The organism is Rhodococcus erythropolis R138 (assembly GCF_000696675.2).
Taxonomy (GTDB): Bacteria; Actinomycetota; Actinomycetes; order Mycobacteriales; family Mycobacteriaceae; genus Rhodococcus_F; species Rhodococcus_F erythropolis.
This window is the reverse complement of the sequence record NZ_CP007255.1, coordinates 1543234-1560708: the sequence shown is the minus strand read 5'-3', so window position 1 is coordinate 1560708 and position 17475 is coordinate 1543234. Positions and strand designations below refer to the sequence as shown.

General features: G+C 62.4%; 15 protein-coding genes. 7 read left to right on the top strand and 8 right to left on the bottom strand.

The window, feature by feature from the left end:
• Positions 1 to 32: 32 nt before the first annotated feature.
• On the bottom strand, positions 33 to 1190 hold the full coding sequence (locus H351_RS07280) for an acyl-CoA dehydrogenase family protein (RefSeq protein ID WP_029256315.1): 1158 nt from the start codon (positions 1188 to 1190) through the stop codon (positions 33 to 35).
• 195 nt (positions 1191 to 1385) lie between these two features.
• Between H351_RS07280 and H351_RS07275 the strand changes: the two genes are divergently transcribed.
• The 5 genes from H351_RS07275 to H351_RS07255 all read left to right on the top strand — a co-directional run bounded on the left by H351_RS07275 (position 1386) and on the right by H351_RS07255 (position 7589).
• Entirely contained in the window at positions 1386 to 2849 is a 1464-nt protein-coding gene (locus tag H351_RS07275) for an MFS transporter (protein WP_201026959.1), read from the top strand.
• A gap of 134 nt (positions 2850 to 2983) precedes the next feature.
• A complete protein-coding gene (locus H351_RS07270) occupies positions 2984 to 4114 on the top strand; it encodes a thiolase family protein (RefSeq protein WP_029256317.1) in 1131 nt (376 codons plus the stop codon).
• Between the two features lie 54 nt (positions 4115 to 4168).
• Positions 4169 to 4933 carry an SDR family NAD(P)-dependent oxidoreductase gene (locus H351_RS07265; RefSeq protein WP_029256318.1) on the top strand — a complete coding sequence of 255 codons (765 nt, stop codon included), beginning with the start codon at positions 4169 to 4171 and terminating at the stop codon, positions 4931 to 4933.
• Between the two features lie 41 nt (positions 4934 to 4974).
• A complete protein-coding gene (locus tag H351_RS07260; RefSeq protein WP_029256319.1) occupies positions 4975 to 6630 on the top strand; it encodes a class I adenylate-forming enzyme family protein in 1656 nt (551 codons plus the stop codon).
• A 53-nt stretch (positions 6631 to 6683) separates the two neighbouring features.
• The gene (locus H351_RS07255) at positions 6684 to 7589 is read left to right on the top strand and encodes an NAD(P)H-dependent flavin oxidoreductase (protein ID WP_250884952.1); all 906 of its coding nucleotides are present in this window, start codon (positions 6684 to 6686) and stop codon (positions 7587 to 7589) included.
• Here the strand turns inward: H351_RS07255 and H351_RS07250 are convergent.
• Genes H351_RS07250 through H351_RS07225 form a run of 6 tightly spaced genes read right to left on the bottom strand, consistent with a single transcriptional unit; the run spans position 7586 to position 13644 of the window.
• On the bottom strand, positions 7586 to 8497 hold the full coding sequence (locus H351_RS07250) for a LysR family transcriptional regulator (protein ID WP_021331933.1): 912 nt from the start codon (positions 8495 to 8497) through the stop codon (positions 7586 to 7588). The genes H351_RS07255 and H351_RS07250 overlap by 4 nt on opposite strands.
• Positions 8498 to 8500: 3 nt before the next feature.
• A complete protein-coding gene (locus H351_RS07245; RefSeq protein WP_019745405.1) occupies positions 8501 to 9403 on the bottom strand; it encodes a LysR family transcriptional regulator in 903 nt (300 codons plus the stop codon).
• 30 nt (positions 9404 to 9433) lie between these two features.
• Positions 9434 to 10246 carry an enoyl-CoA hydratase/isomerase family protein gene (locus H351_RS07240; protein WP_020909220.1) on the bottom strand — a complete coding sequence of 271 codons (813 nt, stop codon included), beginning with the start codon at positions 10244 to 10246 and terminating at the stop codon, positions 9434 to 9436.
• Positions 10243 to 11004 carry a crotonase/enoyl-CoA hydratase family protein gene (locus H351_RS07235; RefSeq protein ID WP_029256321.1) on the bottom strand — a complete coding sequence of 254 codons (762 nt, stop codon included), beginning with the start codon at positions 11002 to 11004 and terminating at the stop codon, positions 10243 to 10245. The genes H351_RS07240 and H351_RS07235 overlap by 4 nt, the downstream gene beginning before the upstream one ends.
• A 37-nt stretch (positions 11005 to 11041) precedes the next feature.
• Positions 11042 to 12088, bottom strand: coding sequence for an MBL fold metallo-hydrolase (locus tag H351_RS07230; protein ID WP_003940131.1), 1047 nt, complete (start codon positions 12086 to 12088; stop codon positions 11042 to 11044).
• The gene (locus H351_RS07225; RefSeq protein ID WP_029256322.1) at positions 12085 to 13644 is read right to left on the bottom strand and encodes a long-chain-fatty-acid--CoA ligase; all 1560 of its coding nucleotides are present in this window, start codon (positions 13642 to 13644) and stop codon (positions 12085 to 12087) included. The genes H351_RS07230 and H351_RS07225 overlap by 4 nt, the downstream gene beginning before the upstream one ends.
• Positions 13645 to 13831: 187 nt before the next feature.
• On the opposite strand from H351_RS07225, the gene H351_RS07220 reads away from it, so the two are divergent.
• Positions 13832 to 14776: a LysR family transcriptional regulator gene (locus tag H351_RS07220; protein ID WP_021331929.1), complete on the top strand. Its 945-nt coding sequence runs from the start codon at positions 13832 to 13834 to the stop codon at positions 14774 to 14776.
• On the opposite strand, the gene H351_RS07215 is transcribed toward H351_RS07220, so the two are convergent.
• Positions 14710 to 15600 carry a LysR family transcriptional regulator gene (locus tag H351_RS07215; RefSeq protein ID WP_021331928.1) on the bottom strand — a complete coding sequence of 297 codons (891 nt, stop codon included), beginning with the start codon at positions 15598 to 15600 and terminating at the stop codon, positions 14710 to 14712. The two genes, H351_RS07220 and H351_RS07215, sit on opposite strands and share 67 nt — an antisense overlap.
• Before the next feature lie 181 nt (positions 15601 to 15781).
• Here H351_RS07215 and H351_RS07210 point away from each other — a divergent pair, with 181 nt between their 5' ends.
• A complete protein-coding gene (locus H351_RS07210) occupies positions 15782 to 17452 on the top strand; it encodes a chitobiase/beta-hexosaminidase C-terminal domain-containing protein (RefSeq protein WP_029256324.1) in 1671 nt (556 codons plus the stop codon).
• Positions 17453 to 17475 lie beyond the last annotated feature (23 nt).

The window sequence follows — 17475 nt, the reverse complement described above, 5'->3', positions numbered from 1 at the left end:
TGCTCCGAGGCCGAAAACATGTCGAGAGTGCGTCAGAGACCAAGATCCTTCGCGATGATGGTCTTCATGACTTCACTTGTGCCACCGTAGATTCGTGTGACACGCGTGTCTGCGTAAAGACGCGCGATGGGATACTCGGTGATGTAGCCGTACCCGCCGTGCAATTGGAGGCACTTGTCGATCACTCGACCTGCTGCCTCGGTGCAGAACAGTTTCGCCTTCGCTGCGTCGGGAATCGTCAGAGTGCCGCGGTCATGACATTCGAGTGCGTTGTCGGACACCAGCTGGATGGCATCAACCTCGGTAGCACATTCGGCCAGAACGAATTTGGTGTTCTGGAATGCCGCGACGGGCTTACCGAACACCTTGCGGTCCTTGACGTAGTCGATGGCAAAGCGAAGCGCTGCAGTGGCAGTGGCGGCCGCTCCGAAAGCGATGGTCAATCGCTCCTGAGCGAGGTTGTGGGTCAGATAGCTGAATCCGTCGCCCTCTTCTCCGAGCCGGTCCTCGACGGGTACCTGTACGTCGACAAACGAAAGCTCCGCAGTGTCGGAGGTCTTGAGACCGATCTTGTTGATCTTGCGCCCCACCGAGTATCCGGGCGACGACGTGTCGACCACCAGGATCGACAACCCGGTGCGTCGGTTCTCCGCCGTGCTGGGCGCGGTGCGGCACACCACCAGGACGCGATCGGCAAGTACCCCGCCGGTGATGAACGTCTTGGAACCATTGACCACGTAGTGCGTACCGTCCTCCGACAGCTTGGCCGTCGTCGCGATGTTCGCCAGATCCGACCCTGTTCCCGGTTCGGTCATCGCAATCGCGAACATCAGATCGCCGGAAGCGAAGCCCGGCAACCAGCGGCTCTTCTGCTCGTCGTTCGCGTACTCGAGCAGGTAGGGCAGGATCAGGTTCGTATGCACCGACTGCGAGCCGAAAGACGCCCCGGCGGCAGCAACTTCCTCGGCGACGACGACGTTGAACTTGAGCGACTTCTCGCCGCCTCCGCCGTATTCCTCCGGCACCTGAATTCCGAGTACGCCCAGCTCTCCGAGTCGTCGGTAGAAGTCACGAGGCGGGTGACCGTCCTCTTCCCACTTCTCGTGGACCGGGGTTACTTCCTTCGCGATGAAATCGCGGACGGTAGCCCGGAATGCCTCGTGATCCTCGTTGAACACGGTGCGCTGCATGTATGAACTCCAGTCGGTCAAGGGAACAGGGTGATCCTGATCTCACCTTGCCTCAACGTCCCGTATTCGATCCAACACTCATCGGCTATGCGTCCGATAGGGCGTACCAATATGGCCTGACCTGCGATACATAGGCAACCGCTATCGTTCCGATCATCGACGCGACATTGCTCAAAGTGATCCAGAACACGTTGAATGGGTCAGCCGGCAAACACAACACCATCGATCGCTTCGAGGCCGCGCTTCGAGCACGATCGCATCCGCCCACCAGTCTCGAAGGGACGCCACGTGACCCCCATCGCGCCACAGCGTAACGACGTCCAGCCCGAAGCAACGGCAACGCCAGATTCGTCAGCAGTCCCCGTCTTCGGTACCCGCAAGCGTGCGTGGACGATGACCGGGCTCGTCGTCTTCCTCTACATCGTCAACTACGCGGACAAAGCAGTCCTCGGAATCATCGCTCAGCCCCTCGCTCGCGAGCTCGGACTGAAGTCTTCGCAAATCGGCATGGTCGGCTCGCTGTTCTTCCTGATGTTCTGCATCGGCGGATTTCTCGCCGGACCGCTCAACAAGTACCTGACCCTACGTTGGGCGCTGTTGATCCTGGCCGCAATCTGGTCCGTGGTCATGCTCCCCCTCGTTCTCGGTGCCAGCCTCGCGATGTTGATCGTCTCGCGCATGCTCCTCGGATTCGCCGAAGGCCCCAGCTCGGCGCTGATGCACACCGCCGCGTACTCGTGGCACCCGCCGGCCAAGCGCGGCCTTCCCGGTGCAATGCTCGCCGGATCCGCCTCCGTCGCGAAGATCGCCCTCGCGCCCGTACTGACCTTCATCGCCGTTCACTACGGCTGGCGCGCAGCGGTTCTCTCGCTCTCTGTCCTCGGACTCGTGTGGATGGGTTGCTGGCTGGCCGGTTGGTCCGAAGGCCCGTACACGAGCAAGGCCGTCAAGGCGACCAAGACTGCAGATACAGAAGCAACCGAGGCGACCGGGACGGCAACGAAGGCAGTCACCGAGCCCAACGTTCCGTGGCGCAAGATCCTGCTCTCCCGCACCTTCGTCAGCTGCTGCTTCCTCATCGCCACCATCTACGCACTGACCACCGTCGTTCTCACCTGGTTGCCGTCGTACTTCGAGGTCGGCCTCGGATACAGTGCGATGCAAGCCGGTTCGATGTTCGCACTGCCCTCGATCGTCGGTCTCGTCCTCATGATCACCTCCGGTTCCGTCACGGACAAGTTGATCGGCCGCGGCTTCACCTCTCGCACGGTTCGCGTCATCGTCCCCTGTGTCGGCGTTCTGATCTGCGGATCGATTCTCTTGTTCCTGCCACAGATCTCCACTCCCATCATCGCTGTAGCCATGGTCTCGATCGGTTACGGATTCTCGGCAATCACCTTCCCGCTCATCAACGCTGCGATCTCCGAACTGTGCCCGCCGCAGCAGACTGCAGGCACCATGGGATTCTTCCTCGCCATCATGTCGATCGGCGGCCTGATTGCTCCTTACGCAACGGGAGTCATCGTGGACAACGCGGCAACCCCGGCCGACGGTTACGCCCAGTCCTTCCAGGCAATCGGCATCATCGGAGTCGTCGCCGCGGTTCTGGTCCTCGTCTTCGCCAATCCCGAGCGCGATCGCAAGCTCATCCGCGGCTGAATGCTCCACGTATAGCCATTCGCTAACAAAGCCATTCACCGAAAGACATTGCCGGGTCGACCCGCTCGTGATCGACTCGAGGTACGCCCCGACCGCACAATCGCAACACCGGGCACGAACAGCAGGAGAGTTACATGCGAGATGCCGTCATCGTCGACGCAGTACGTACACCGATCGGCCGTCGAGGACGCGCCCTCTCGGAGATCCATCCGGCCGAACTGTCCGCACATGTACTGCGTGCACTCGCTGAACGGACCGGACTCGACGCGGCCACGGTCGACGACGTGATCTGGGGATGCGTCAGTCAGGTCGGCGAACAGGCCGGAAGCATCGCCCGCACAGCGGCACTCGCCGCCGGCTGGCCCGACAGCGTTCCCGGCGTCACATTGACCCGGGCCTGCGGATCGAGCCAGCAGGCAGTTTCCTTTGCGGCCGCCACCGTCATCTCCGGTCAGAACGACGTGGTCGTAGCCGGAGGCGTCGAATCGATGTCGCGAGTTCCGATGGGAACCGCAAGCAAGAACGGTGAGCATTTCCCGGCTTCGGTACTCGAACGCTACGGCGTGGACAGTTTCAGCCAGGGGACCGGCGCCGAGATGATGGCCCGGAAATGGGCACTCACACGAACGGCCCTGGACGAATATTCCCTCCGCTCACACGAACTCGCGGCCAGCGCCACCGACGCTGGAGCATTCACCGGGCAGATCACTCCGATCGCCGACTTTTCCCAGGACGAAGGCATTCGGCGAGGCGGAAGTCTGGAGTCGCTCGCAAAGCTGCCCCCGGCCTTCGACGCCGACGGTGTCATCCACGCCGGCAACTCTTCTCAGATCTCCGACGGGGCGGGCGCCACACTCGTCACGACCAGCGAGTACGCCCGCGCACGCGGTTGGAAGCCGCTCGTTCGTATTCACACCGCAGTGGTCGCAGCCGACGACCCGGTCATCATGCTCACCGGTCCGATTGCCGCCACCGCAAAGGCACTGGACCGCTCCGGATTGTCCATCGACGACATCGGTGCCTTCGAGATCAACGAGGCCTTCGCCCCCGTCCCGCTTGCCTGGCAGGCTGAAACCGGCGCAGCCATCGATCGAGTGAATCCGCTCGGCGGCGCTATCGCTGTCGGCCACCCACTCGGCGGATCAGGTGCGATCTTGATGACTCGCCTGGCACATCACATGCGCGACAACGGAATTCGATACGGTCTCCAGTCGATGTGCGAGGCCGGCGGCATGGCCAACGCGACCATTCTCGAATTGATCTGACCCGACAACGCTTTCGGGCCGACACGTCATCCAGCAGGAAAGAAGAATTGATCCATGAAACTCGAGGGACTTTCCACCGCGATCACCGGCGGCGCTTCAGGTCTCGGCCTGGCAACCGCTCGACGGCTGCTCGACACCGGAGCGCAGGTCACGTTGATCGATCTGCCTTCGTCCGACGGTAAGCAGGTGGCGGCCGATCTCGGAGCTGCCGCGCAATTCGCCCCGGCCGACGTCACCGACAGCGAACAATTCGCCGAAGCACTCGACGCGGCGCACGAGCGCGGCGGCCTTCGCGGCGTCGTCCACTGCGCGGGTGCCGGGCGTCGCATGCGCATTCTCGACAAGGACGGAAAAGCCGGATCGGTCGAAGATTTCGAGTTCGTCGTCAAACTGAATCTTGTCGGTTCGTTCAACGCACTCCGTCTCGGCGCCGAGCGGATGGCAGAACTCGATGCCGTGGACGGTGAGCGAGGAGCCATCATCATGACGGCGTCGGTCGCAGCATTCGAAGGTCAGATCGGTCAGATCAACTACACGGCGTCCAAAGCCGGCATCGTCGGTATGACGGTCACCGCTGCGCGCGATCTCGCCAGCCGCGGAATCCGCGTCAACACCATTGCTCCCGGCATCATGGACACTCCCCTGCTGGCGCGCCTGCGCGAAGATGTGCGCACGGCCCTCGAAGCCTCGGTTCCCAACCCCTCCCGGCTTGGTCGCCCGGACGAGTTCGGCCAGCTGGCCGTCTCGATGCTCGAGAACGGCTATCTCAACGGCGAAACCATCAGACTCGACGGCGCGATCCGAATGGCTCCCCGGTGACGGGCATCAGCGTGATCGCCAATCCACAACTGCGCCACAACATGCACTACCCGGACACCACCATGGCCTACTGGGCACCCAGCATGGCGGCGCTCTACGGTGATCGCCTCGCCGTCGTGGACGGCGAGCGCACGTGCACGTTCCGCGAACTCGGTCAGCGCAGTGCACAATTCGCCGGCGCACTGCGGCAGGCCGGGGTCGGCGTCGGCGACGTCGTGTTGCTACATCTCGGGAACTGCGTCGAGTTCCTCCAGGCCTACTACGGCTGCCTGCAGGCCGGGACGACCGTTACATTGGTCAATCCGCTGCAGCCAGAACTTGGACTGCGCAAGCAGATCGAGGAGACGTCCGCCGTTGCTGCGGTCACTCAGAGTTCGCAGCTGCACACACTGCTCGCGGCCTCTTCCGGAACCTCCGTACGTACGATCGTGATGGTCCAGGACACCGAGGGTGCGCTCGACACACCGGAGTCGGTCGTCGCGTTCGACGCCTTCATCGCCGATCTACCCACCGAATTCACCCCTGCCTCCGTCCGAAGCGACGACATCGCACACATCGCGTTCACCGGCGGAACCACCGGAGTATCCAAAGGTGTTCGTGTTCTTCACCGCAACGTCGTCGGCAACATCACGCAGATGTGTGGGTGGAGAACCGGGCACGAGTTGGAGGCAGGTCCTGACGGTCTCGTCACGCCTCGACGCATCGACGGCCTCGACGTGCTCGGTCCGACGCCGGGAACAGGGGCGACCATCGTGGTCTCACCTCTCTTCCACGCACATTCGTTGCTCAACACGTCGTTCCTGTTGATCTCCGGTCTCACCCAGGTATTTGCCGGTCGGTTCGAACCCGGCCGGATGCTCGAGCTGATCGAAAAGCACGAGGCCACCTACCTCACCGGGTCTCCCGCTATGTGGCACGCACTGTCGGTTCATCCCGACGCTACTGTGCGCAACACCGACAGCGTGTGCGTCGTATCTTCGGGCGCTGCCCCGATCGACAGCGTCACGCTCGCCGCACTCCGCCGGGCATTTCCCAAAGCGCTCGTCGTCGAGGGGTACGGGCTGACCGAGGCCACCTGTGTGGTCACGGCAGCTCCGCTGATCAACGGCTCGGAATACCGGCAGAGCAGCGTCGGCCTCCCGATCTTCGACACCGAAATCCAGATTCGCGATCAGCTGGACCGGAAGACCGTTCTGGGCGAGAACGAACGCGGCGAACTGTGGGTGCGTGGGCCTCAGGTCACCGACGGCTATCTCGGACACCCGGAAACCACCGCAGAACAGTTCGTCGACGGCTGGTTGGACACGGGTGACATCGCGTACCTGGACTCGGACGGATACCTCTTCATCTGCGACCGGGCGAAGGACATGCTCATCTACAAGGGGTACAACGTCTATCCGCGTGAACTCGAAGAGATTCTGGTTTCGCACCCGGCGATCTCGACTGCCGCGGTCGTCGGCCGCGAAGTGGGGAGCAACGGCCAGGAGCCCGTAGCCTTCGTGGTGATGATTCCGGGCGCCGAGTTCGACGCCGAGCAGATCAAGGCGTTTGTCGCCGAGCAGGTGCTGCCGTACAAGAAGATTCGCGAAGTCGTCGAGGTAGAACTCCTTCCGACATCGGCTGCCGGTAAGGTCCTCAAGACCGACCTCCGCTCGAGACTTCTCGAATCCGTCGATCAGAAAGGCGGTTCCAGGTGACGACCTTCGCAGACCTGACGTCGCAACTGCGTGTCCCGGTTCTCGCTTCACCGATGTTCATCATCTCGACTCCTGACCTCGTCATCGCGCAGTGCACCGCTGGGATCATCGGGTCCTTCCCGGCACTGAATGCTCGTCCGCAGTCGGCACTTCGGGATTGGCTCAAACTGATCACGGTCGCTCGTGAGGACCATGATCGTGAGCACCCGGAAAATCCGTCGGCGCCATTTGCCGTCAACCTCATCGTCCACCGGTCCAACAACCGCCTGGAAGAGGACCTGGCGACCATCGCCGAGTTCGAGGTTCCGATCGTCATCACGTCCCTCGGCGCTCGCACCGACATCAACGACGCCGTCCACGCATACGGTGGAATCGTTCTTCACGACGTCATCGACAATCGCTTTGCACGCAAGGCGATCGAGAAGGGCGCCGACGGACTGATCGCGGTAGCTGCCGGGGCCGGTGGTCATGCCGGTAGGCAGTCGCCGTTTGCCCTGATTCGGGAGATTCGTGAGTGGTTCGCCGGTCCACTGCTGTTGTCAGGTGCCATCGCTCATGGTGATTCGATTCTCGCTGCGCTCGCGGCCGGAGCCGATTTGGCATACGTCGGATCAGCTTTCATCGCAACCGAAGAGGCTAACGCGGATCCTGCGTACAAGGAGATGATCGTGGGTTCAGGGGCCTCCGACATCGTCTATTCCAACCTGTTCACCGGAGTACACGGAAACTACCTGCGGGGCAGCATCGTTGCCGCCGGCTTGGACCCCGACAACCTAGCCGAATCCGATCCTTCCGCAATGAGTTTCGCGACCACCGACACCGATACCAAGGCGTGGCGTGACATCTGGGGCGCCGGACAGGGCATCGGAGCGATCGACGCCGTACTTCCGACGCATGCAGTAGTAGAGCGTCTCGCCGCCGAGTACGCTGCCGCTCGAGAACGCATCTGCCGACTCTAGTGCTGTGACCGGTGTTCGTCAGAGAGGGATTCGTCGGACAGGTACTCGTGGATCAGGTTCACGAATACCTGTCCCACCGGCGACAACGTCGAGGGGTCGAAGGCGAGACCGTACGCACGCAGGAATCTCGGCTCGCAGGCCCGTTCCACGACCTGACCAGGCATCGATTTCGCCACCGAGCGCTCGACCAACGAACCGCCGAGGCCGGCGATGACCATCGGGAGCCGTGACTCCCGTTGCTCGGTCACCACCGCGAGTTCCGTTCTGGTACCGGCCTTTCGGATCGAATCTTCGATCGCGTCGCCCATCGCTGCCCCGCGAGGAACGAATACCATGGGAATGTCCGGCATTTCCGAAAGGCGTACCGGCCCCTCGGGTAGTTCGGTTCCCGCCGGGTAGACCAGGCGGTACTCCTGCTCCCCCAATTCGACGATCTCGAGCCCTTCGCCCGCTTCGAGAGGCAGATGAGCCACCGCGAATTCACAGTGGCCGTCCCGGATGAGACTTTCCAGATTGTCCTCACGCTCGAGTTCCGAAAATCTGACTCGTGCTTGCGGATACCGTCGACAGAACTCCGCAATCAGATCGACGATCGTCCCCGAGGTCAGTGCAGGGAAAGCCATGATGTCGAGGCGACCGACGATGGCGCCATCGGATGCCGTCAACTGTTCAGCCGCCGCAGCGACGTCTCGCAAAACCTGTCGACTCGGGCCGACCAGGCTGCGACCGGCCGCACTGAGGACCATCCCGCGCCCGATGCGATGGAAAAGCCGCACTCCCAGTTCACGTTCGAGCCCGCGCAACGCTTGTGACACGGTCGGCTGAGCAACTCCCAATGCAGCTGCGGCGCCGTTGATCCCCTTGTTTTCGACGACCGCGAGGAAGTACTCCATCTGCCGGAACTCCACAGTTCACTCCTCTTCCTTGGACGGAACGGCGGAGGTGGCCATTTCCGCAGCCGTCGCGATGAATGCGGCGGCGGCCGGGGACTGCTCGCCCGAGCGATAGACGATGCCGACGTCGCGTGTCAGCGGCGGATCGAAGGAGAAGGCGCAGACGTCTGTCATCTGCTGCTGTGCAACCCTTCTCGGCACGACGGTGGCGCCGATCCCTCGACGCACGAGTTCCCACGTGGTCACAGGGTGGACACAGTCCACTACTACGTTCTCGGCGCCTTCGCTGAGTAGACCCCGGAACTGATTCGATTGATCACCGAGATCGACCACCAGCGGCAAACTGTGCAAGAGCGTTCGCGGAACCGGATCCGCCAACGGCGTTGCAAGCCGGCCGGACAACGACGCATGGGTGGCGAGTACCAACTCCTGGGCGGCGATCGGAGCCGTGACCAAACCTTCGTACCCGATACTCAGATCGGTGACGCCGACCTCGGCCGACCCTCGCCGCAACGCATTGTCGACCCCGGCCGGGCCGTACGTGTCGAGGACGCGCACCACGATCTTCGGAAAGTTGGCCCGGAATCGCCGGACCAACTCGACCATCGGATCGATGGAGAACGCCGAGTACGAGACGACGTCCACCCGGCCGAACTCGAGTTCGCGAACGGCGGTCACTTTAGCCTTCGCGCGCTCGACGTCGGCAAGGATTCTCCTGGCCGCGAGATCGAACGTGCGGCCCGCGTCGGTAAGAACCAACCGCCTACCGGTCCGATCGAACAGCGTGGCGCCGAGTCGACGCTCGAGCGTGCGAATTGCCTGAGACAGCGAGGGCTGCGAAATGTAGAGAGCCTGAGCGGCCTTCGTTATCCCTCCGTGGTCGACGACAGCGACGAAGTAGGTAACGAAATGCAGATCCACTCATCCATCATACGACCAGCGATCTGACGCTCACTCCACTCGAGTTAGCCCTGGTACGGCCCACTCTCCGGTGAAGACCGGCTCCCGCTTTTCCACGAAGGCACGAACCGCGTCGGTAGCATCCGTCGCAAAATTGACCGCTTGCGCCCTCGCCTCGTTGTCCAAGGCTTCCCGCAACGAGAGTGAGGTGTGATGTTCGAGCATGGCGGCAGACTGACTCAGTGCGGCTGGCGGACCGTCAGCGAGCCGCTGGGCAAGCTTCGACGTGTGTTCGTCCATTTCACCCGGCTCGACCAGATAGGTCACCAACCCGAGCTCGTAGGCTTCCTGTGCGTCGATCGTCTCGGCGAGCATCACCAGTCGCTTCGCTTGCTGGAGGCCGACCAGTCTCGGCAGGATCCACGAACCCCCGAAGTCGACAGACAACCCCCGTTTGGCAAAGATCTGGCTGAACTTCGCGCCCTTGGCTGCCACGACGAAGTCGCAGAGCAACGCCATGTTCCATCCGGCTCCGACGGCAAACCCGTCGACCTTCGCCACCAGAGGCTTGGGAAACTCACCCAGTGCGATCGCCGTTGCGTTGATGACACGCATGCGATCGAGCGGGTGCGACGAGCCGCGTTTGTCCAGATCGGAGCCCGCACAGAAGGTCCCGTCCGCGCCGGTCAGGATCACAGAGCGAATCTGCGAATCCTCTTGAAGTTCGAGGACTGCTTCACGTAGAGCGATCCAGGCGTCGAGATCGAGAGCGTTGCGGCGGTGCGGCCGACAGAGAACAATCGTCGCGACAGCACCGTCACGTTCGATGCTTACGGCCGCACGCTCGATCGTCTCGGCACTCATGAACCACCCCACACGGGAGAGCGCTTCTCGGCAAATGCCGTTGCACCTTCCTTGGCGTCACGTGAGGTGAAGACCGGATCGATGAATTCGCGTTGCGCGACAAAGGCATCCGGATCGGTGTACTTTGCGGACATTGCCAGTACCTGCTTGGTCGCGCGAACAGCCAGTGGACCGTTTGCCGCTACTCGGGCCGCAAGCTCGCGTGCGACGGTCAGCGCCTGTCCAGGTTCGGCGAGCCGATTGACCAAGCCGTGATGATGCGCCACGGTGGCACTGAGCGGATCCCCGGTGATCGCGATTTCCATGGCCAACTGGTACGGGAGGATCTTGGGCAGACGCAGAAGGCCACCGGCGGCCGCGGCAAGCCCCCGCTTCACTTCGGGCAAGCCGAATTTCGCGTCGGTGGATGCCACGATCAGATCGGCCGCCAACGCCAGTTCGCACCCGCCGGCGAGTGCCCACCCCTCGACGGCTGCGATCAGCGGCTTCGACGGCGGAGCCTCGGTCAGACCGGCAAAACCACGACCCGGTAGTGATGGCCGTTCCCCGCGCGCAAATCCCTTGAGATCCATACCGGCGCAGAAGGTTCCACCAGCTCCAGTCAGAATGCCGATGGTGAGATCGGACCGTTCCTCGAACTCGTCGATCGCGGCTGCGAGTGCCTTTGCGAGTTCCAGGTTGACCGCATTCTTGGCCTCGGGACGATTGAGGGTGATGACGGCAACGCCGTCGGCGAAGTCGGTGAGCACGACGCTCATGTTCGGTTCCTACTTCCGTGATGAGATTCTTGAAAGGTCACTGCGCGCGAATACTCCAGCGCACGGGTGTGCCGCCGGACGGTGTCACGATCTCCCGCTTGGCCAAAACAACGAGATGAGCATGGGTTTCGCGGACTGCCAAGCGAAGTAGTCGCGGCGACATCTGTTCGAACGGGCGAGACCAGGAGATCGTGCGTGAGAGTTCCCAGGCCGTGGATTCGGGCTCATCCTGAACCGCAGCCACGATCTCCGCCAATCGCTCCTCGTGGTGCCCCATCAATTGACGTGCACGATCGGCGATCCCACGGAATCGATATTCATGTGCCGGAAGCACTTCGCACTCGCCCAGTGTTGTCGTCGCCTCGAGCGAGAGAAGATAACGATGAAGCGGGTTCTCGAGTTCACCGGGAATCGTGGAGATGTTCGGGCTGATCCTCGGCAGCATGTGATCGCCGCTGAACAACAAGCCTCTGTCCTCTTCGACGAAGCAGAGATGTCCGGGAGTGTGCCCCGGTGTCCACTGGGCGCGGAGATTCCACCCGGGAAGATCGAGTGAATCACCATCTCCCAGAACAATGTCGATGGTTTCGTGCTCAGCGAACCGCACCAGGTCGACCCGAGACGCGTCGAGCACTTCGGCCGGTGCGCCGAGTTCGGACAATTGCAGGTTCCAGCCACTGATGTCGTCGCGGGTCTGCTCGGGACCGTGGTATCCGAGGAGCGTCGCGTCGGCCACGTGCATCGCAAGCGTTGCGCCGCTGACCTGCCGAAGACGCGGCGCCAGACCGAAGTGATCGGGATGCAGGTGCGTGATTGCCGCATAGCGCACTTCGGAAACGTGGTATCCGATCGATGCTATGCCGTCGACGAGAGCCTGCCACGACTGTTCGTGATCCCAACCGACGTCGATGAGGGCAAGTCCGTCGTCGAGCGCGAGTGCGTAGACGAGCACGTAACGCAAAGGGTTGTCCGGCATGGGAACAGGGATCGACCACAATCCGTCCCGCACCTGTTCGACCGGTGGAAGGACTTTGTTCGCCCACGCCTCACGTTGTGCGACACCAACGTCTTCGGTCACGATCATGATGCTTCTCCGCTCGCGTTCAGCATGGTCCGCAGGCTCGACTTGAGCAGTTTCCCGCTCGCGTTGCGAGGTAAGGAGTCCACGAAATGGATCTGGCGAGGTTTCTTGTACGACGCCAACTTCGCTGTACTGAACGCGATCAACTCGTCGATGCTCGGCACGTCGGCACCGTCGACCAGTTTGACCACCGCGGTGACGGATTCACCCCAGCGCTTGTCCGGAACCCCGACCACAGCGACCTCGGCAACCGAGGGGTGTTCGGCCAGAATGGATTCCACCTCGATCGGATAGACGTTCTCACCGCCGGTGATGATCATGTCCTTGAGGCGGTCGGTGACGAACAGATACCCCTCGTCGTCCAAATGGCCGGCGTCGCCTGTTCGGAGAAAGCCGTCCTGAGTGAACAATTCCGCGGTCTCTCGGTCACGTCGCCAGTACCCGCGAGTGTTGTTTCTGCTGCGCGCAACGATCTCACCGGATTTGTTGGGCGGCAATACCTCACCAGTTGTGACGTCTCGAATGGAGATCTCGACGCCGATCATGGGTTTTCCCGCAGATCGGAGCAACTCCGAACGCGGTCCGCTCACATGATGGTCGAAGGCACGAAGGACGGATACCGAACCCGTTGTCTCGGTCATCCCGTATCGCTGGACGAATTTGCAGTTCAAGACAGTCATCGCATGAGCGAGGAGTGCCGGAGTGATCGGAGACGCCCCATAGGCGACTACCTCCAGGCTCGCCAGATCGAAACTGTCGAGAGTGGGCAGATCTACCAGCGTCTGAATGACGGCAGGCACCAGAAATGCATGGGTGACGTGGTGAGTCGCGATGGCATCAGCGACCCGAGCCGGCGCCATGTCTCCGAGCAGCACCAAAGGCACTCCGGCCGACAAGCACGTACTCATCCAGCCGGCGCCGGCGATGTGAAAGAGGGGAAGTGCGTCGAGTGCGACTGCATTCGAACCGAATTCGTAGACATCGAACCCCTCTGGCTCGTTGTACAGATTCCGGTGCGTGGCCACGACGCCCTTGGGCCGGCCGGTTGTCCCGGAGGTGTACAGCTGCAGAACTGCTGCGTCCGGATCGTGCCCCTCTCCGGGGTCGACGCCGTTCCCGGAGGCCACGAACTCCGCCCAGGTTCGCGAATCCGGCAGGCCCCCTGCAGCTCCCACGGTTATGACCTCGATCTCCGGCAACGCTGCGGACATCGCCGCCGCCCCCGCGGCGAACTCGTCATCGACGATCAAGACGTCGAGCTCCGCATCCTCGGCGATGTCGACGAGTTCGAGTGGGTTGAGCCGCCAGTTCAACGGGATGAACACAGCGCCTGCCTTCGCACACGCGATGAAGGTTTCCGCACCTTCGAGCCCCATCCGCAGTAACGCACCGACGCGAGCACCGGCTGCGGTCACTTCTGCCAGCGCGCTCGCCAAGGTACTGGTCTCGCCATCCAGCTCAGCCCATGTCAAAGTTCGGTCGCCGCACGTGATCGCCGGTTCGGACGGCCGTGTCGACGCCGAGTGGCGTATCCGGTTGGGTAGGTGAAGCTCGCTCACATCACGCTCCTGTGTTCCAGGTACTCACCGAGCACGAACCGCGGTCGGTGGTACTGGAACAGTCGACCATCGCTATGGCCTGCGCCACAAAGACGAGAAGGCGCACAGAGCCATAGCTGAGACCTATGTCTGCAGGTCGCAGCAAGTCACCGCCGCCAAGGTCCGGTCATCTGGGAGAATTTGCCAGATGCAGGCACCCGGGATGGACATACGCAGCGCGCAGTATCTCGTCGCCGTCGTCGATCACGGCAGCGTCACCGCCGCCGCGGACGTCCTGCGTATCTCGCAACCGTCACTCTCGCAGGCCGTACGCAACCTCGAACGAGCACTCGGAGCCACACTCTTCGAGCGCACCACTCGCGGTCTGGCTCCCACCACAGTCGGACTGGCAATTACCGATTCTGCACGTGCGTTGCTCTCCGACGTTGCTCGGGCCGAAGCCGCGGTGGCCGCAGTAACCGCTTTGCGCGCCGGCGAACTCGCCATAGCTGTTCAGTCCGATCTTGCCATCGACCCTGTCGCAGAGGTCGCCGGACGCCTCCATCTGACGGCGCCCGGAATTCGGTTCTCCACGAACGCCGTCCCGAACGCACAGGACGTGCGCGCGCTGGTCAGAGCGGGCACGTGTGAACTCGGGTTTCTCGAGACCCACCCGGGTACCGATGTCTCCGACGGGCTTCGAGAAATTGCCGTGAGTACCCAGGAAACGGTCTTGTCGATCCCCGTTCGCCTGGCCACAGACCTACCCGATCCGGTTCCGCGCGCCGTGGTTGCGCGCCTGCCGATGGTGGTCGAGGCATCGACATTTCGGCGCGGGCGTTCGATCGACGGCGATCTGGAGCTCACCAACGTCGTCGTGGAAGTACCTGATCGCCTTGCCGTCCGGGAAATGGTCGGGCAAGGTGTAGGCGCCGCGCTGCTGCCCAGATCGATCGCCGAACAAGACTCCCCAGCATCTGAGGTTCGCTCGCTTCTCCCACCGATCACGCGGCAGACGATCTTGGTCTACCGCGACGGCCCGCTCTCGCCGGCCGGGTCTGCGTACATCGAGAACGTCTCCACACGTCACAAGCCGCCTACGAACAGCCTGCCCAACGGCGAGAGCGTCTCCGGATCGAACTCGATGCCGTAATTCAGTGAGATCGCCGGCTCCACCGGAAATATCTCCGCGCCGGACGCGACCGATCTCTCGGCCAACGAACGCTCCATGAATGCCATGCCCAAACCCGCAAAGACGAACGCGCCGACGGTCTCCCGCTGCGCCAACTCCGTCGACATCCGAGTCCGGGCCCCGGCGGCCTGCAGAGACGACTCGATGGCAAGCCGAGCCCGCGAGTGTTTGAGCACACCCACCACGGGGAGATCGGGCAACGCCGTCAATGACACCGGCTCTCCCGCAGCGGGTTTCACACCATTCGGCCAGACGTCAGGATGAACCCCCGACGGCACTGCCAGCCAGTATTCGTTCACCCCGATCACTTTCGTGGACAGCGCCGACATGTCGGGTGGCCAATAGCTGAAGACCACCTCGCATGCGCCGTCTGCCAACACCTGCTCAGACGTTGCACCCTGCGGCAGTTCACCGACCCGAACGGTCACAGCAGGCCACCGCTCACGAAAGTCCGCCACGATGCGTGCGATCGGACCTTCGAGACCATGTGCCGCGGAGCAGATGTCGAGCCGCCCACGAGGCTCGTCGGCCGTCCCGGTCGCGACATTGAATGCGGCCGCACTGCTGCGCATCATCTGCCTCGCCGGCCCTACCAACGCCCGACCTGCCGCCGTCAGAACCAAACCGCGACCGACACGGTGAAACAGTTCGACTCCGAGTTCACGCTCGAGACCACGAATACCCTGCGACAACGACGGCTTGGTGACCGACAGATTCTGCGCAGCCGTCGACAAGGACTCCCCACCGGCAACGGCAAGGAAGTACTCGATCTGACGTAGGTCCACGCCATCGACTTTGCCATAAGCGCAGCCGACAGTACCGCCGGCAAGCGCGGACGGTGTTCATACACGCTTCACTAGTCGGACATACAGGACACACCTTTTTCTACCCGGCGCCACCTAGCGTAATTGGTCCAGACCAATTATGGATGGGTCTGAACCACCGCGTCGAAGACAAGGAATCCTCGTGAGACGTACGACCATCGCGATAGCAGCCGTGACCGCGGCTCTCGCCGTTCCCGGCATCGCCCCCGCCGAATCCCAAGCCGAACCCAGCTGGGGCAGTTCATCCTTCGAATGGGGTAGCTCTTCGGGCGAGAACAACACGCCGCCCGCAGCGCCCGGCGTCAGCGTCCCCGGCGGACGGTACGAGCACCCTGTCGATCTGACCTTCACCGCCGAGCGCGGCGCCACCGTCCGCTACACCTTGGACGGAACGACACCCACCACCGACAGCCAAGCTGCCACACCGGGACGTCCGCTGCAGATCGCACAGGACACCAACGTCACTGTCGCCGCTTTCCGCGGCGATCACGCGAGCGCGGCCGTCTCGTTCGGCTACCTGATCAAAACCTCGGAGAAGCCGCTGGCTCAGGTCGTCGTGATGTCCGACGTCCACGTCGGCGACCACGCGAACAACGACAAGAAGTACGAAAGCTTTTTCGACACAATCGGTTCCATCTTCCCGAAACCCGACGCGATCCTCTCCAACGGCGACATGATCAACGACAACGGAGACGGCAAGGGGCCTGACCACAAGATCGTCGCAGAAATCTTCCAGGCAAACCTCGCCAGGAAGGGCATGAACGACACACAACTCCTGATCTCCAACGGCAATCACGATGCAAGTCTCGCGGCAATCAGAGCCGGATATCCGGCGGAGTGGTTCCCGGATTCCGGTGGCGGATACTACGAATCCGATGTCAGCGGTGTCCATCTCTTCACGGTCAACACCGAGACGTACAACAATGATTCAGCGCAACGTAATTGGCTGAAGTCCCGCCTGACCGAAATCACCGCGGAGTCCGGGAACCTGACCAAGCCGATCCTGGTCCAGGGACACCGACCGGCAAGCAACACAGCCATGGACGGCCAGCAGGCGTCGAACCCTCGACTGACCGAAGACTTGAGCGCCTTCCCTCAGGCAATCTTCTTCTCCGGGCACTCGCACCTGAACAACAACGACGACCGGTCGATCCATCAACGCGACTTCACGGCGGTCAACGACGGCTCGATGTCGTACATCGAAATCGATCACGGCTACCAGATGGTGACCGAGTCCGGTCTCGCGAACCGTTTCGAATCACCCACTGCCCAAGCGCTCTTCGTGGAGGTCTACCAGGACCGCACGGAAATCAACCGCATCAACATGGCGGCAGACAAGCACGACATCTACACCGGAGGCGCGTGGTCAGCCAACTGGCAGCCGCCGTACTCGAGCGCGGGCACGCTGAGCGGTTCGGGGTGGACGGTCGAGCTCGACGGGTCGACCAACCAGCAGATCAAGGACAACTTCCGCTACACCTCGGGTGCACGAAACAAGAATGCACCGGAATTCACCACGGCCACCCCACTCTCGGTGAGCACCGGAGCGAACGGTGAAACTGCGCTACGGATCGCGCAGGCGAAGGACGACCAGATGGTCCATCACTATGCCGTCGAGATCACGGACACAGCCACCGGAGCGAAGGTGGTCTCGTCGAAGGTGCTCTCCGACTTCTACTTCATGCCACGGCCGAACAGCCTCGACATTCCGATTCCCGATGCAGCAGCGGGAACCGCATACGATGCCCGCGTCGAAGCCGTTGACGCATACGGCAACCGGTCACCGGTGACAACCCTGGCCTTCACCCGCTGACCCGACACGACAAAGCGGCACCG

Excerpts from the sequence above, each read along its gene's own strand:
- H351_RS07280 (WP_029256315.1), bottom strand. The coding sequence starts at position 1,190 with ATGCAGCGCACCGTGTTCAACGAGGATCACGAGGCATTCCGGGCTACC.
- H351_RS07275 (WP_201026959.1), top strand. The coding sequence starts at position 1,386 with ATGGGTCAGCCGGCAAACACAACACCATCGATCGCTTCGAGGCCGCGC.
- H351_RS07270 (WP_029256317.1), top strand. The coding sequence starts at position 2,984 with ATGCGAGATGCCGTCATCGTCGACGCAGTACGTACACCGATCGGCCGT.
- H351_RS07265 (WP_029256318.1), top strand. The coding sequence starts at position 4,169 with ATGAAACTCGAGGGACTTTCCACCGCGATCACCGGCGGCGCTTCAGGT.
- H351_RS07260 (WP_029256319.1), top strand. The coding sequence starts at position 4,975 with ATGCACTACCCGGACACCACCATGGCCTACTGGGCACCCAGCATGGCG.
- H351_RS07255 (WP_250884952.1), top strand. The coding sequence starts at position 6,684 with ATGTTCATCATCTCGACTCCTGACCTCGTCATCGCGCAGTGCACCGCT.
- H351_RS07240 (WP_020909220.1), bottom strand. The coding sequence starts at position 10,246 with ATGAGTGCCGAGACGATCGAGCGTGCGGCCGTAAGCATCGAACGTGAC.
- H351_RS07235 (WP_029256321.1), bottom strand. The coding sequence starts at position 11,004 with ATGAGCGTCGTGCTCACCGACTTCGCCGACGGCGTTGCCGTCATCACC.
- H351_RS07230 (WP_003940131.1), bottom strand. The coding sequence starts at position 12,088 with ATGATCGTGACCGAAGACGTTGGTGTCGCACAACGTGAGGCGTGGGCG.
- H351_RS07220 (WP_021331929.1), top strand. The coding sequence starts at position 13,832 with ATGCAGGCACCCGGGATGGACATACGCAGCGCGCAGTATCTCGTCGCC.